This window comes from Pseudoalteromonas neustonica (assembly GCF_001653135.1).
Taxonomy (GTDB): Bacteria; Pseudomonadota; Gammaproteobacteria; order Enterobacterales; family Alteromonadaceae; genus Pseudoalteromonas; species Pseudoalteromonas neustonica.
This window is the reverse complement of the sequence record NZ_BDDS01000008.1, coordinates 84,590-99,171: the sequence shown is the minus strand read 5'-3', so window position 1 is coordinate 99,171 and position 14,582 is coordinate 84,590. Positions and strand designations below refer to the sequence as shown.

The 14,582-nt window shown below is 40.5% G+C and carries 14 protein-coding genes and 1 tRNA gene; 5 read left to right on the top strand and 10 right to left on the bottom strand.

The features are described from left to right. Positions 1-90: 90 nt before the first annotated feature. From A7967_RS13240 to pepA, 4 genes are all read right to left on the bottom strand, one after another. Positions 91-534, bottom strand: coding sequence for a hypothetical protein (locus A7967_RS13240; protein ID WP_054203165.1), 444 nt, complete (start codon positions 532-534; stop codon positions 91-93). A gap of 117 nt (positions 535-651) precedes the next feature. Further along, on the bottom strand, positions 652-3,507 hold the full coding sequence (locus tag A7967_RS13235) for a valine--tRNA ligase (RefSeq protein WP_054203166.1): 2,856 nt from the start codon (positions 3,505-3,507) through the stop codon (positions 652-654). A 59-nt stretch (positions 3,508-3,566) separates the two neighbouring features. Further along, positions 3,567-4,013, bottom strand: a complete 447-nt coding sequence (locus tag A7967_RS13230) for a DNA polymerase III subunit chi (RefSeq protein ID WP_054203167.1) — start codon at positions 4,011-4,013, stop codon at positions 3,567-3,569. Between the two features lie 168 nt (positions 4,014-4,181). Then, positions 4,182-5,693, bottom strand: a complete 1,512-nt coding sequence (gene pepA / locus A7967_RS13225; RefSeq protein ID WP_054203168.1) for a leucyl aminopeptidase — start codon at positions 5,691-5,693, stop codon at positions 4,182-4,184. A 272-nt stretch (positions 5,694-5,965) separates the two neighbouring features. Here pepA and lptF point away from each other — a divergent pair, with 272 nt between their 5' ends. Beyond that, positions 5,966-7,078 (top strand): LPS export ABC transporter permease LptF, encoded by a 1,113-nt coding sequence (gene lptF, locus A7967_RS13220; RefSeq protein WP_054203169.1) that lies wholly within the window; start codon positions 5,966-5,968, stop codon positions 7,076-7,078. Continuing rightward, positions 7,075-8,142 (top strand): LPS export ABC transporter permease LptG, encoded by a 1,068-nt coding sequence (gene lptG / locus A7967_RS13215; RefSeq protein ID WP_054203170.1) that lies wholly within the window; start codon positions 7,075-7,077, stop codon positions 8,140-8,142. The genes lptF and lptG overlap by 4 nt, the downstream gene beginning before the upstream one ends. Before the next feature lie 40 nt (positions 8,143-8,182). Here lptG and A7967_RS13210 read toward each other — a convergent pair whose 3' ends face one another. Continuing rightward, positions 8,183-8,677, bottom strand: a complete 495-nt coding sequence (locus A7967_RS13210) for an RDD family protein (RefSeq protein ID WP_054203171.1) — start codon at positions 8,675-8,677, stop codon at positions 8,183-8,185. Between the two features lie 272 nt (positions 8,678-8,949). Here A7967_RS13210 and A7967_RS13205 point away from each other — a divergent pair. Beyond that, positions 8,950-9,034: transfer RNA gene (locus A7967_RS13205), tRNA-Leu, on the top strand. A gap of 527 nt (positions 9,035-9,561) precedes the next feature. Here the strand turns inward: A7967_RS13205 and A7967_RS13200 are convergent. The 5 genes from A7967_RS13200 to A7967_RS13180 are packed head-to-tail and all read right to left on the bottom strand — an operon-like array spanning position 9,562 to position 13,109. Continuing rightward, entirely contained in the window at positions 9,562-10,029 is a 468-nt protein-coding gene (locus A7967_RS13200) for a DUF2069 domain-containing protein (protein WP_054205479.1), read from the bottom strand. Further along, positions 10,026-10,580 carry an NAD(P)H:quinone oxidoreductase gene (gene wrbA / locus A7967_RS13195; RefSeq protein WP_054205478.1) on the bottom strand — a complete coding sequence of 185 codons (555 nt, stop codon included), beginning with the start codon at positions 10,578-10,580 and terminating at the stop codon, positions 10,026-10,028. Before wrbA ends, A7967_RS13200 begins: the two co-directional genes overlap by 4 nt. Further along, entirely contained in the window at positions 10,580-10,927 is a 348-nt protein-coding gene (arsC, locus tag A7967_RS13190; RefSeq protein ID WP_054205477.1) for an arsenate reductase (glutaredoxin), read from the bottom strand. Before arsC ends, wrbA begins: the two co-directional genes overlap by 1 nt. A gap of 54 nt (positions 10,928-10,981) precedes the next feature. Then, positions 10,982-12,442: a beta-barrel assembly-enhancing protease gene (gene bepA, locus A7967_RS13185; RefSeq protein WP_054205476.1), complete on the bottom strand. Its 1,461-nt coding sequence runs from the start codon at positions 12,440-12,442 to the stop codon at positions 10,982-10,984. 1 nt (position 12,443) lies between these two features. Then, positions 12,444-13,109, bottom strand: a complete 666-nt coding sequence (locus A7967_RS13180) for a hypothetical protein (protein ID WP_064435781.1) — start codon at positions 13,107-13,109, stop codon at positions 12,444-12,446. Positions 13,110-13,266: 157 nt separating this feature from the next. Here A7967_RS13180 and A7967_RS13175 point away from each other — a divergent pair, with 157 nt between their 5' ends. Continuing rightward, a complete protein-coding gene (locus tag A7967_RS13175; RefSeq protein ID WP_054205474.1) occupies positions 13,267-13,485 on the top strand; it encodes a hypothetical protein in 219 nt (72 codons plus the stop codon). Next, positions 13,478-14,560, top strand: a complete 1,083-nt coding sequence (locus A7967_RS13170) for an AI-2E family transporter (protein WP_064435780.1) — start codon at positions 13,478-13,480, stop codon at positions 14,558-14,560. Before A7967_RS13175 ends, A7967_RS13170 begins: the two co-directional genes overlap by 8 nt. Positions 14,561-14,582 lie beyond the last annotated feature (22 nt).

Sequence of the window (14,582 nt, the reverse complement as noted above, 5' to 3'; positions counted from 1 at the left end):
TACCAAGCTCCAGCTGGAGGTGGATGTATTATCCGAAGCTCGGTTAACTATTTAGTTAAAATAAATGAAAGGGCAGTTTTAGCTGCCTTTTTAAAATTGATAACCTAAGTGTATGCCCATTGTTCCTTCTATTTTATCTGTGTCTTTTTTTTCACAAAAAACAAAGCAATCACCGTCATCTTCTTTTACGCCTGCGCTTAAACCTATTACCCAGCTAGCACTATCAACACCTTGAAAGTAATAATTAAACTTGGCAACTAGATAACCATCTTCAGCAACAACAACTTGCTGGCCTAATGCAAGCCCGGCAGTAATATGCTCAGAGAGCGTGTATTCATAGCCTAACGAGTAACCTATAAGACCTGCTGAAGCAGATAACTTATGTGTGTCATCAATTGAGTATCTATATTTAACACCGGTATGACCACCAAACTCATAGAGCCCGACTCCAGTGGAAAACTTACCTTGTGCAAGTGCTGATTGTGACATTGAGGTTATAGCTAGTAGGGCTAAAGCGAGAGAGATTTTTTTCATTTTGGGATGGTTCCTGTGATTTATAATTATTTATCAGGCAGTATAGATGGCTGGACTTAAAACAGAAACAAAAACGCGAGCTAAAAAGCTCGCGTTTTCAAGTAGCTAATTGAAGTTTTATAAACTTTCAATTTTAGCTTTTTGCTCCAACAGTTTTGCTTTTGCATCAGAGAACTCAGCAAGCTTCTCGTTTTCTTTAGCTAAAACAGCTTCTGGTGCGTTGTTAACAAACTTTTCGTTAGCTAGTTTATTTTGCACTTGGGCTAGGCCTTTTTCAGCTTTTTCAAGTTGCTTAGCAATACGTGCAAGTTCGGCTTCAACATCGATTAGGCCGGCCATTGGGATCATGATCTCAAGGTTGCCAACATATGAAGTTGCACACGCAGGGGCTGTGTCTTTGTTATCAAGCAAAGTAAACTCTTCAATTTTAGCAAGTGATGCTAAAAATGATTTATTGTCTTCAATACGACGTACATCATCATTCGATGCATTAGCTAGTAATATTGATAACGGCTTACTTGGGCTGATATCCATTTCACCACGAATGTTACGAATGGCTAGAATGAATTGTTTAACCCACTCCAAATCATCCATTGCTTTAGCGTCAACGTTTGCGTCATTAAATAATGGGAAGGCTTGTACCATTATGCTGGTATTAGCTGTTTCAAGACCCGCTAATGGTGCAACACGTTGCCAGATAGTTTCAGTGATGTATGGCATCATTGGGTGCATCAAACGTAGCAAGCTTTCAAGCACGGTAATAAGCGTATGGCGCGTGCCACGTTGTTGCGCCTCGTTACCTTTAAACAATACCGGTTTAGTCAGTTCTAAATACCAATCGCAGAATTGGTTCCAAGTGAACTCATAAAGCGTATTAGCCGCTAAGTCAAAACGGTAGTTATCTAAGTGCTCAGTATACGTTTTAATCGTTGACTCAAATTGACCTAAGATCCAACGATCAGCGAGTGAGTATTCTTTCGCTGCGTCGTTTGCAAAACCACAGTCTTGCTCTTCTGTATTCATAAGTACATAACGGCTGGCGTTCCATAACTTATTACAGAAGTTGCGGTAACCTTCAAGGCGGTTCATATCCCAGTTGATATCACGACCAGTTGAAGCCATTGCCGCTAATGTAAAGCGCAGGGCATCAGTACCATGTGCTTCAATGCCATTATCGAACGTTTTACGGGTGTTTTTTTCTATTTTTGCAGCGACCTTTTCTTGCATCAAGTTACTGGTACGTTTAGTCACTAAACTCTCAAGGTCGATGCCGTCAATCATATCGATTGGATCTAGTACGTTACCTTTTGATTTTGACATTTTATCGCCATTTTCATCGCGAATAAGGCCAGTTACATACACCGTCTTAAAGGGGACTTGTGGTTTGCCATTTTCATCTTTAACAAAGTGCATCGTCATCATGATCATGCGAGCAACCCAGAAAAAGATGATGTCAAAACCAGTAACCAACACGTCAGACGGATGGAAGGTTTTTAAGTCATCGGTATTTTCAGGCCAGCCTTGGGTTGAGAATGTCCACAGTGCAGATGAGAACCAGGTATCAAGTACGTCGTCGTCTTGGCGAAGTGCAACGCCATCCGCGATGTTATTTTCACGGCGAACTTCTGCTTCATCACGGCCAACAAATACATTGCCTTCGTTATCATACCAAGCTGGAATACGGTGGCCCCACCAAAGTTGACGTGAAATACACCAATCTTGTACGTCGTTCATCCATGAGAAATACATGTTCTCATATTGCTGTGGTACAAATTTAATGTCGCCATTTTTAACCGCTTCTTTTGCAGGTTCTGCCAGTGGTGCAACACGTACATACCATTGATCGGTAAGCAATGGCTCAATCACCACGCCAGAGCGGTCGCCATAAGGTACAGTTAATGCGTGATCTTCAATTTTTTCAAGAAGACCAAGTTCTTCAAATTCAGCCACAATCGCTTTACGCGCATCGAAACGATCAAGCCCATGTAAGCGCTCAGGAATTGGTGCATCAAATTCAAGCTCTTTACCGTCAAAGGTGTAAGTTTCACCTTGGCTTAAAATTGCTGCATCTTTGTCGAAGATATTAATCATCGGCATTTGATGACGCTTACCTACTTCATTATCGTTAAAGTCATGAGCTGGTGTGATTTTTACACAACCCGTGCCTTTGTCTTTATCGGCATGTTCGTCAGCCACAATTTTAATACGGCGATTTACAATCGGTAATAAAATATCTTTGCCGATCAAATCTTGGTAGCGTTCGTCATCAGGGTTTACCGCAACACCTGAGTCACCTAGCATGGTTTCTGGACGTGTTGTTGCTACAACAATGTAGTCTTTACCGTCTGGTGTTTTTACGCCATCAGCCAATGGGTAACGTAAGTTCCACATGTGGCCTTTTTTGTCTTTGTTTTCAACTTCAAGATCAGAAATTGCCGTATGAAGCTTTGGATCCCAGTTTACTAGGCGCTTACCACGATAGATTAAATTTTCTTTGTGAAGACGTACGAAAACTTCTTTAACCGCGTCTGATAAACCATCGTCCATTGTAAAGCGCTCGCGATCCCAATCAACCGATGCGCCAAGACGACGAAGCTGTTTAGTGATCGTACCGCCAGATTGCTCTTTCCATTGCCAAATTTTATCGATGAAGGCTTCGCGACCTAAATCGTGGCGTGTTTTACCTTCTTCGGCAGCAAGCTTTCGCTCAACCAGCATTTGTGTAGCAATACCGGCGTGGTCAGTACCTACTTGCCATAATGTGTTGTTACCTTGCATGCGCTTATAGCGTGTTAAGGTGTCCATTATAGTGTCTTGGAATGCGTGGCCCATGTGTAAGCTACCGGTGACATTTGGCGGTGGGATCATAATTGAATATGCGTCACCTTTGCCTGATGGCTTAAAGTAGCCTTTTTCTTCCCAGTCTTGATAGAGTGACTGTTCAATATCTTGCGGATTGTAGGTTTTATCCATTACACAGAACCTTAAATAAGTACTTAAATGAGTTGGTTTGCTATTTTACCTTGGGCATCTTAGCGATTTATATCTTGCGTGGTGATGTTTGCACCGAGTTGGCGTAGCTTTTTAAAGCGCTCACGGGCGGCTTGTTTAGCTACAGATTCTACGGGTACAAAATCAAAAACTTGGTTAAACCGCCGAATAAAATCCGGAAGGTGTGCAGCCAAGTTTATTAAAACTTTACGATTTCCAACCGGTGGGGTTGTGCCTATTTCAACTGGCGCACCACCTTTTGGGCCTTCACCTTGAAGGTTATGTGGCACAAAACTGTCGGGGTCAAATGACCAAATCGTTTCATCAATGGCGTGGGCAGTATCGGCGTTATCTACAAAAATAAAAACACGCTGGCCAAGACGATACTGTTCAGCTGCAATATCAGCAGCTAAGCTAAAGTGATCATCAGCCTTCGCTTGCGATTCATCTTGTTGCTTTAGAACGAAAAACTGGGCGTTCATGTTCATAGTATCGGGACTTCCCATTGCATTGCATGTTATACGAGTTAGTACACATAAATCAGAGCAGGGATTTTGCCATAGAACGGGGTTTGCTTCAATTAATACACTGCGTTAGGTCTTAATAAAAAAGGCGCTAAAAAGCGCCTTTTTTAATGTTGGTATTAAACTAACTCATTAATCTTGTGCGGCTTCGCTTACACCAGCACGATTTAATAAGTATTGCGTTAGCATAGGGACCGGACGGCCTGTCGCCCCTTTATTTTTACCGCTGCGCCATGCTGTACCGGCTACATCTAAATGCGCCCAGTTATACTTTTTAGTAAATTTAGATAAGAAACACGCCGCAGTAATTGTGCCGGCTGCGCGTCCGCCCAAATTGGTAAAGTCAGCAAATGGGCTTTCAAGTTGATCTTGATAGTCATCCCACAGCGGTAGTTGCCAAGCACGGTCGCCACTTTGCTCAGATGCTTTAAGTAAGTCATGAGCAAGCGGGTTATGGTTTGATAGCAAACCCGTTGCATGTGCCCCAAGTGCAACAATACAGGCACCGGTTAAGGTCGCAACATCAATTACCGTTTCAGGTTCAAAGCGTTCAACATACGTCAGTGCGTCACATAACACTAAACGCCCTTCAGCATCGGTATTAAGTACTTCAACCGTTTGCCCTGACATAGTTGTTAAAATATCACCCGGGCGATAAGCATTTGAACTTGGCATATTTTCACAGCCAGCTAAAACACCAATAACGTTAATCGGTAACTGCATTTGTGCTAATGCGCGCATTGCACCAATAACACCAGCAGCGCCACCCATGTCGTATTTCATTTCATCCATGCCTTCGCCTGGTTTAAGCGAAATACCACCAGAGTCAAAGGTTAAGCCTTTACCTACTAGTACAATAGGGGCTTGTTCTTTTGCGCCGCCTTGGTAATTAATAATCGACATGACCGATTCGTTATCGCTACCACGGCCAACGGCTAAGTAAGAGTTCATACCTAGCTCAGCCATTTTTTCTTCACCGATAATATCAACAGTGATATTGTCAAAGTTAGTCGCAAGCTCTTGTGCTTGTTCACCTAAATAAGCTGGGTTACAGATATTTGGTGGCATGTTTGCTACATCTTTACAAAGCTTACTACCTGCTGCAATCGCTAAACCATGTTCAATTGCGCTTTCGCCAATTGTGAGCTCACGACGGGTTGGTACATTAAATACAATTTTACGCAGTGGGCGACGAGGGTCGCTTTTTTTACTTTTTAATTGATTAAACGTATACAGGCAATCTTGCGTTGTTTCTACGGCTTGGCGTACTTTCCAATAAGTATCACGACTTTTAACGTGTTGCTCTGTTAAAAAGCAAACTGCTTCCATCGACCCTGTTTCGTTAAGGGTATTAATGGTTTTAGAAATAATTTGTTTATATTGTTTATCATCAAGTTCACGCTCTTTACCACAGCCTACTAGTAGTATGCGCTCACTTAATACGTTAGGTACATGATGTAATAACAATACTTGTCCCGGTTTACCTTCAAGGTCACCACGACGTAATAAATTAGAGATATAACCATCGCTGATTTTATCGAGTTGCTCACCAATGGGGGATAAGCGACGTGGCTCATAAACGCCAACTACAATACATGCGCTACGTTGCTTTTCAGGACTACCACTTTTTACGCTAAATTCCATTGTCACTCCTAATTTTGAGTCATAGCTCCCTTTAATAAGGGCAATAAAATAAAAATCTAGTTATTGGTTTAATACTAGCTTATAAAGCCTGACTCATTATGTGTATTTGAACTTTATACTTTTGTCGCTATCAATACCACTAAAGCAACAATATATCGAGCTGCTAGGTATGATATTTAATGTTGATGACATATAATAACGAAGTAAAACGCTAAGTTTACTCACATTTTCTTACTATTGAAGTGAAACACGATGTTTAACAGGGGCGAGCATTGCTAATTTTCCGTTATTTGACCACTGAAGTTTTAAAGTCACAGGTCGCCGTATTCCTAACCTTAATGACTATCTTTTTATCGCAAAAGTTTGTAGGTATTTTAAGTGACGCCTCTGAAGGTGGAATTCCTGCCAAGTTAGTGTTGTCGATGATTGCATTAAAACTACCGCAACTTGCATCTTTAATCTTACCTTTGAGTATCTTTTTAGGGATTATTCTCGCGTATAGCCGTATTTATGCCGACAGCGAAATGACTGTACTTAAAGCGTGCGGTGTAAGCGAATGGTATGTGGTGCGCGTTACGCTAATTTCAAGCTTTGTCTTAGCGTTATTAGCGGGGGTACTCACATTGTATGTCGCGCCATGGGCGAGTGAGCAAGAATATCAACTGAAAGAGCAAGCTAAAGCAGATGCGGGTTTATCGGCACTGCGGGCTGGGCGTTTTCAGCAAACGGGTAATGAAAAAGCGGTTGTATTCATTCACAACATTGATAACGGTGGCAAAGAATTAAATAAAGTATTTGTAGCGCAACTACCAGACAGTAAAAAAGATAATTTAGCGCGTTTAGTGTATGCAGAGCGCGGTGTGGTGGTTGAACAAGAAAATGGGGAGCAACAATTGGTGCTCAGTGATGGTAAACGTTACGAAACCGATGGAAAAACGCCGGCTCTCAACCTAACTGAATTCGATGGCTATAGCGTACAAATACGCGGGCAAGAGATCGAACACCAACGCCGCAAACTAGAAGCCATACCAACTATTGATTTGATGGCTATGAATACCACAGAAGCAATAGCACAATGGCAATGGCGCATGGCTATCCCGCTTTCTATTCCGTTATTAACCTTACTTGCTGTTCCTTTAAGTGTAGTAAACCCTCGCCAAGGAAAGTTTGCTAAGTTAGTGCCAGCAATCAGTTTGTATTTAGGGTATTTTATTTTACTTAATGCGGCTAAATTTGCAGTAGAGGATGGCAAAATACCGCCATCAATTGGCCTGTGGTGGATCCACTTTACCGCATTATTTATCGGTGGCTTTTTGATTATAAAAGGGCGGCCTTTAGGTGCTTGGCTCAAAGCAATTGTTACTAAGCGGGAGTTAGGCGCATGATGAAAATGCTTGATTGGTACTTAGGCCGTAGCATTTTGCAAACCACGGGCTTTGCTTTAATGGTACTGGTTGGTATTAGCACGCTCATCAAATTCATTGAGCAGCTTAAGTCTGTAGGGCGCGGTAGTTACGATATTTCCAATGCGTTGTTATATACCTTATACAGCATGCCTGGTGACTTAGTGGTATTTTTCCCTATGGCCGCATTAATAGGTGGTTTAACTGGCTTAGGTGCACTGGCATCGAATAGTGAGCTGGTGGTTATGCAAGCAGCTGGTATGTCACGCTTGCAGATTATTGTCTCGGTGATGAAAACGGCAATATTTATGGCACTGTGCATGATGGCATTGGGTGAGTGGGGCGCACCGGCTGCACAACTTAAAGCTAAAGAAATGCGTAACCAAGCGATTTATGGTGGAGATGTATTTAATGCGCAGCAAGGCGTCTGGGCCAAAGATGGCAATAATTTTATTAATATAGAAGATGTTGATCAAAATGGCGTATTACATGGCGTGAACATGTATCACTTTGATAAATCATTGCAATTAACCCAAATAACAAAAGCTAATCAGGCCGTAGGGCGCAAAGATGGTTGGCTACTGCGTGATGTAAATAAAGTGCAGCTTGGCGAGCAGCAAATAACGACACTACAGCTAAAAGAAGAGTTTTACGAATCACAATTAACCGCTGAAAAACTCGGTGTAGTATCAGTAAAACCTGAGTCGTTATCGTTTACTGGTTTGTGGTCTTACTTGAGTTATTTAGAGCAAAATGAGCAAGACACCAGCACATATGAATTAGCGTTATGGCGTAAAATCATGCAGCCGGTTTCTATTGCGGTGATGTTATTAGTTGCACTGTCATTTATATTTGGTCCGCTTAGAACAGTAACAATGGGCGCACGAATTGTTATGGGCGTTGTCACGGGTATTGTATTTCACTTAACAAATGAAATATTTGGCCCCGTGGTAATGGTGTATCAAATTCCTGCGGTGGTTGGCGCCACCTTACCAAGTGTTATTTTTATTGGCTTTGCGACGTATTTACTTAACAAGCGAAACTGATAGCTAGGAGCTAGAACCCTAGCTCCTGAGTAACTTAGTTTTAATCTAAAGATTGATAAATACGCTTATTCTCTTCTTTAGTTAGCGATACCATGTCTGTTTTTGATATGTAATCTTGCAGAGCACGTTTATTTTTAAAATCAATTAATACCACTAACGTGCCAAGCCCAAGTAATGCACTTAAACTACGAATAACGGCTTGTGGCCAACTTATTAACGCGCCATCACGTGTTTGAACTTTTAAACGCCATGCACGCATCCCAATTGTTTGACCACTTTTAGTCCAAAAATAAGCAAAGAACACCACGTTAACGCCAATAAATAACGCACTTCTAATACCATACAAAAGCGGTGAATCTTGTATAAACGCAGCAGGATCGTCAGTTTTTGCAATAACACCCAATGCAATTAAAGCCTGAATAGCCGCAAAATAGAGTATCGCTGTAAGCATTGATAATGAAATGACGACTAAAGAGTCGTAAATCAATGAAGCAAAGCGGCGCCAAAACCCCGCACGAGGAAACTCACCAGACATAAATACACTCACAAAGTTAATATGCAGGCTAGTTTAGCAAATAGGCTGATAAATACTAGGCTCACACAAACACTCAACACAGTTACAAGCCTTATTGAATGTTAATGGTTGCTTAATTGTTAAGCGGTTGATCGTTGTTTTGTAAAAAACGCTTGCCGCAGTGTTTATTGTTTGTATAATGCTTGGCATAGAGACGAAGACGGCTCGATAAGTCCTAGCTCTAAAGTGGTTTTTCTTTATCTTCTCATGTTAGAAGGTTAAAGAAAAATGATGCCAGCGTGATGAAATTGGTATACATGGGGGATTCAAAATCCCCTGCCGAAAGGCGTGCCGGTTCAAGTCCGGCCGCTGGTACCACTTTTAATAGCCCTGACCAAATTGGTCGGGGTTTTTTTATGTCTGAAATAAAGTCGATTGGTATAAGGTTTAGAGCATTTGGTTTTGGTGGGGACTTATACCAATCTGCATAAATATTTGAACAATTTAACGAATTAAATCACGCTATAATGTCGTTAAAATTTTTTATTTAGAACAACTAGATATAAAAATTTTTGCCTAGGGCGTGTTGACCTTTGTGGATTGAAATTTGTTCAATCTAGGGGCGATTTAATCGCGGCGCGAGGTTTGTAACCTAGCGGGCTAAGTAAAAACCGAGCAACAAAGAGTCAATCACCCCTAGGAAGAACCCTTTGGGCAGCGCATGTTTGGCATTTATACTGCGTTATCGCCTATTTATGGGGAACAACCACACGACATAGGCTCTGCCTTGCCTAAATACCAAATAGACTGCTGCAAAATCAATCACGAAAGGTCAACACGCCCTAGCTTCTAAAATTAAAAACGCGCCAAATGGCGCGTTTTTAATGAGAGCATTCGAAATATATTTACTGATTTTTTCGATCGTATTCTTGCTCAGCTTTTTCTTGTGCTAATTCATCTTTTAGCTTTCTAATTTTCAATCCTAGCTCTTGGCCTCTGTGGCGTGCGTAGTAAGTGCAGCCTACAAACATCATACTTGCAAACAGCAATTCTAATAATACCCATAGCAGTTGATCTTGAGCAATCCACAGTAACGTGAGGCCATGAATGAAATACAGCATGACAATGAAATTTGCCCATGCATAAGTGTAGGGTTTATCCTGGATAATGCCTTTGAGTGGTAATAGGAGCGGTAAAATATAAACAACAAAAATAAACCCGTTGCTATAGCCTTCTCGTGGTGCAATTAGAAATAACCAAATAGGCATTAATACTAATAAGCCAATATAGCCGATAATAGCAGTGCGTTGAAAGCGTACTGTAATCGCTTTTTTAGGTATGGTTTGAGGACTTAAATCGCTTTGCGATGTCATTGTAATTTTCTCGTTATTTTGACTAAGCGTTGACCAACACTTTGACAAATTTTTATTTCATCTTTGCTCAATTGAGCACTATTTTGAGCACCAGCAACATGAGTTGCTCCATAAGGAGTGCCACCGGTTTGAGTTGCAAGCAGTTCCGGTACTTCATAAGGCACGCCCATTAGCATCATACCATGATGCAACAAGGGTAATGATAAGTTGAGCAACGTTGCCTCATTGCCACCATGCATACTACTGGATGATGAAAATACACAGGCTGGTTTATCAATTAATTGCCCTTTTAACCACAATTCGCTGGTGGTTTCCCAAAAAGCTTTCGCTTGTGAGGCCATCATACCGAATCGAGTCGGGGTACCAAAAGCTAGACCATCGCACTTAATCAAATCATCTTTACTGATCACGATATCGTGCGGGTCTCTTACTTCAAATGTTCGCAATAATGCTGTACCACCTTGAGATTCAATGGACTCAGCAATTTCATGAGCCATTGCTGCGACAGAGCCATGGCTTGAGTGGTACAAAACAACAATGGTTACACTCATTAAAGTATGCTTAGTACATGTTCTGGTGGACGACCAATCGCCGCTTTATCGTTATTGACGACAATAGGGCGCTCAATTAATTTTGGGTGCGCAACCATAGCGGCAATTAGAGTATCTTCATTTAGCTCATCTTTAAGGTTAAGTTCTTTATAAATATCTTCTTTGGTGCGCATTAGTTCACGTACAGAAGAAAAACCTAACTGTTTAATCAAAATGCAGATCTGCTCTTGGCTTAATGGAGTTTTAAGGTATTCAATAATATCTGGTTGAATCGATTTTTGTTCAAGTAGAGCAAGTGTTTCACGCGATTTTGAACAACGCGGATTATGAAAAATAGTAACAGGCATAGTAACAATCCAATGAGATAAAGTAGGGCTATTTTAAGGTAAGCGGCGCGAGACTTAAAGCCTCGCGAGTTCTTTTTGCATTTGTCGGTATTGCGTAAGTAATGCTTTGAGACGCTGCTGCTTATTTAATTCTTCAGGTTTTACAAAATTTAATGCTTTTTGGACTTCGTCAGCAGCTTTCAAATAAGCACCATATTGAACATATACGTCGGCATTTGCTTCATGGTAAGCGGCTAAATTGTCTTGTTTTTTAAATGTGTCAGTGATTAATTGCTTACCTAAGTTATGATTTGGTTTTTCTAATAAAAATGACTTTAATATTCGTTCGGCAACATCATATTGCTTAGCTTCTATTGCGGCATTGGCATAATTTAGTGTGATTACTTGGTTATTAGGACGATTTTGATGCAGCGGTGCTAAATATTTAACGGCATCAGCCGCTTTTTCTTGTGCAATAAGTAAGTCAGTATACGTATCAATGTAAAATAAATTCTTTGGATCGCTGGCTAGTAACTCATTTAAAATTGGTGCAGCTTCAGCAAGCTTTTTTTGATCGAGCAAACTAATACCTAAACCATAATTAAGTGCGGCAGTATTATAAAAACTGTTTTCACGAAGCAGTTTTCTAAATAAGTTTTCAGCTGCAACAGGTTCATATTGATAGCGGGCAATAGCGCGGCTTTTTGCAAGGTTGAAGTTTAAGCTATCAGGTAATTGACGTTTATCAAATTGTTGGGCTCGTAGGCGTACATCAGACACCCGACTTTCAGGTAAGGGGTGTGTAAGTAAAAAGGCTGGGGGTTTATATTTGTAACGAATTTGTGCTGCGAGCTTAGTTAAAAACTCACTTGAGGCGTAAGGGTCAAATCCCGCATTATTTAGCGTTTGCATACCAATACGATCGGCTTCTTGCTCGGCTGAGCGGCTATGAGTCAATTGGCTGAAGGCCGCTTGTGTTTGATTGGCTGAAATAATCGCTAGGCCAGCATCAGGAGACACGACAGTTGCAAGAATACCAGCGATCATCCCCGCTATTGTTAGGGCACTATTATCTTGTTGTTGCTGGATCCGACGTGCTAGATGGCGTTGGGTTACGTGGGCTATTTCGTGGCCAAGTACAGATGCAAACTGACTTTCGTTATCTGATTGTGCTATTAAACCTGTATGTACCCCGACATGACCACCATAAAAAGCAAAGGCATTTATTTCGGGGTTATTTATCCAAAAAAATGAAAATGGAAAACGTACATCACTGGCACTGGCAACTAATTTACGGCCAATTGTTGTTAAGTATTCATCTAAAACGGGATCACTTACTACCGGTGATGAACCACGAATTTGCATCATCATTACTGCACCGATTGCTTGTTCTTTTTCAAGCGGTAAAGCTTGCAGCGCTGATGTGCCAAGATCAGGAAGTTTAAAGCTGGTTTGCGCCTTTAATGGTTCACTGATCAGGATACTAAACGTTAAAAAGGCACTGAATAGTGTAATAAAGACTGATTTTAGCTGCATTTTATTCCTTGTTAAGATTTTCACCGAGCATGAGTTTAGCAATATCAATTTCATCACTGCATGCGCGACTGTCTTTTTCGCATAATTGGTATAACTCTTTTATTGTGACTCCATCAAGCTTTACTACGTTCAATTCTCGTTGTAAAAAATTAATAATTTTATGGACTACCTTATGCGCATGAAGGATGACGGCTTTATCGGCTTTGTCACCACGCTCAAAATAAAAACCAATAAATTTATGTAACTGGTTAATGCGGATCAGGTTTTTCATTGAATGGGGATCCCATACATTAAATTCCATAAAACGATTGTCTTTGACATATTGATCAATGGTCACATCTTTAGCATAGGGTAATGCCCATAATTCAAAACCACGATCTGTGAATACTTGATGTAATGCAATTCGAGGTTTTTTGTCGCAGTGAATTTCGCCAACAGAGTCCTCATGGCCATCGAGTAAATCGATATTCCAATTACGTTTATCAATTAACCTTTTCACCGCATTGTCAAAGCCGTGTTCAAGAATACCTTCCGCCTCACTCACCGAGGATGCCACAAGATGATAAAAAGGGGGAAGCTCTCCCCAGTTTATTTGTTTTTTATACCAGTTAATCTCTTTGAGAGTTGGATTACTGGGTAGTTGCGCTTTATTATGCGTGCCAGGCATTAACCTATCCTTACTACAAACTATGCTATAAGGATAAACCATTGTGATGTTTGTTTTAAGGAAAAGTTACTTTTGTTATTGTCAGCTATGGTATAAGGCGTGTGGTTACTTAAGTTATGGGACTAATTGTTTATTTCAGCAGGTATAATTATTCACTATGTTAAAGCAGGATTTACGTGTATTTAAATGCCCGCAGCAATTTATTCAGTTTAAATTAGGGTTACGGCAGGCATTATTAGCTCAGCAAACTATTGAATTTAGAATATTGGAACAACAACCGATTCAAGATATTGAACGGTTTTTACAGAAAAATAATTATCAATATAAATTAGAACAACAGCATGGGTTGTTAATCGTGGAGCCAAATTGTGTTTGAATATGTAAAAACGTGGTACGAAAGGAAGTTCTCAGATCCACACTCTGTTACCTTGTTATTTTTATTAATCGCTTTAATGGCGATGTTTTATTTTTTTGGCGCATTTATTGTTCCGGTGTTAGTGGCATTGGTAATTGCCTATTTACTTGATTGGCCAGCTGCATATTTAGAACGACTTGGCTTACGTCGCTTTACGGCCACGGTTATTGTAATGCTCATATTTACGGGCCTTATGCTAACTCTGATCATTGGTATTGGTCCTGTACTTTGGCAACAAACAAGTAACTTGGTACAAGAAACGCCGCATATGATTGAGCAAGGAAAGTCATTTTTGCTTCATTTACCACAGCAATACCCAAGTTTAATAAGCGAAGAACAGGTCAAATCAGTTGTAACAAGTGTTGAAGCAAAAGCAATCGATTTTGGGCAAGTGCTGCTCTCTTTTTCGCTGACGTCATTAAAAGATGTTGTTGCTTGGCTTATTTATTTAATCTTGGTGCCACTATTGGTCTTTTTTATGCTCAAAGATAAGCTTGAGCTAGTTAAAAGTGCAGAAAAATTAATCCCCAAACAGCGCCGTTTAATTTTGCAGGTTTGGCATGAAATGAACCAGCAAATCATGAATTATATTCGCGGTAAGGTATTTGAAATTCTTATAGTTGGTTCGGTATCGTTTGTTGCATTCACTATTTTTGATTTACGTTATGCAGCATTACTAGGTGTATTGGTGGGTTTTTCTGTGTTGATCCCGTTTGTGGGAGCTGCACTTGTGACTATTCCTGTCGCTGCTGTTGCGTTATTTCAATTTGGTTTAGAAACCCACTTTTGGACTATACTTATTGTGTACGGCATCATACAGGCACTTGATGGTAATGTTTTAGTGCCATTGTTGTTCTCTGAGGCTGTTGATTTAAATCCGGTGTTTATTATTGTAGCCGTATTATTTTTTGGTGGGTTATGGGGTTTTTGGGGCGTGTTTTTTGCTATTCCATTAGCATCGTTGGTAAAAGCGTTGCTCAATGCATGGTCAACTAAATATGAAGACCAAGAGAGCGAAAAAACTAATCAGCTTTAGTCTTAAATAGCATAGAAAACGC

Coding starts and splice junctions, on each gene's coding strand:
- A7967_RS13240 (WP_054203165.1), bottom strand. CDS start 534: ATGAAAAAAATCTCTCTCGCTTTAGCCCTACTAGCTATAACCTCAATG.
- A7967_RS13235 (WP_054203166.1), bottom strand. CDS start 3,507: ATGGATAAAACCTACAATCCGCAAGATATTGAACAGTCACTCTATCAA.
- A7967_RS13230 (WP_054203167.1), bottom strand. CDS start 4,013: ATGAACATGAACGCCCAGTTTTTCGTTCTAAAGCAACAAGATGAATCG.
- pepA (WP_054203168.1), bottom strand. CDS start 5,693: ATGGAATTTAGCGTAAAAAGTGGTAGTCCTGAAAAGCAACGTAGCGCA.
- lptG (WP_054203170.1), top strand. CDS start 7,075: ATGATGAAAATGCTTGATTGGTACTTAGGCCGTAGCATTTTGCAAACC.
- A7967_RS13210 (WP_054203171.1), bottom strand. CDS start 8,677: ATGTCTGGTGAGTTTCCTCGTGCGGGGTTTTGGCGCCGCTTTGCTTCA.
- A7967_RS13200 (WP_054205479.1), bottom strand. CDS start 10,029: ATGACATCGCAAAGCGATTTAAGTCCTCAAACCATACCTAAAAAAGCG.
- wrbA (WP_054205478.1), bottom strand. CDS start 10,580: ATGAGTGTAACCATTGTTGTTTTGTACCACTCAAGCCATGGCTCTGTC.
- arsC (WP_054205477.1), bottom strand. CDS start 10,927: ATGCCTGTTACTATTTTTCATAATCCGCGTTGTTCAAAATCGCGTGAA.
- bepA (WP_054205476.1), bottom strand. CDS start 12,442: ATGCAGCTAAAATCAGTCTTTATTACACTATTCAGTGCCTTTTTAACG.
- A7967_RS13180 (WP_064435781.1), bottom strand. CDS start 13,109: ATGCCTGGCACGCATAATAAAGCGCAACTACCCAGTAATCCAACTCTC.
- A7967_RS13175 (WP_054205474.1), top strand. CDS start 13,267: ATGTTAAAGCAGGATTTACGTGTATTTAAATGCCCGCAGCAATTTATT.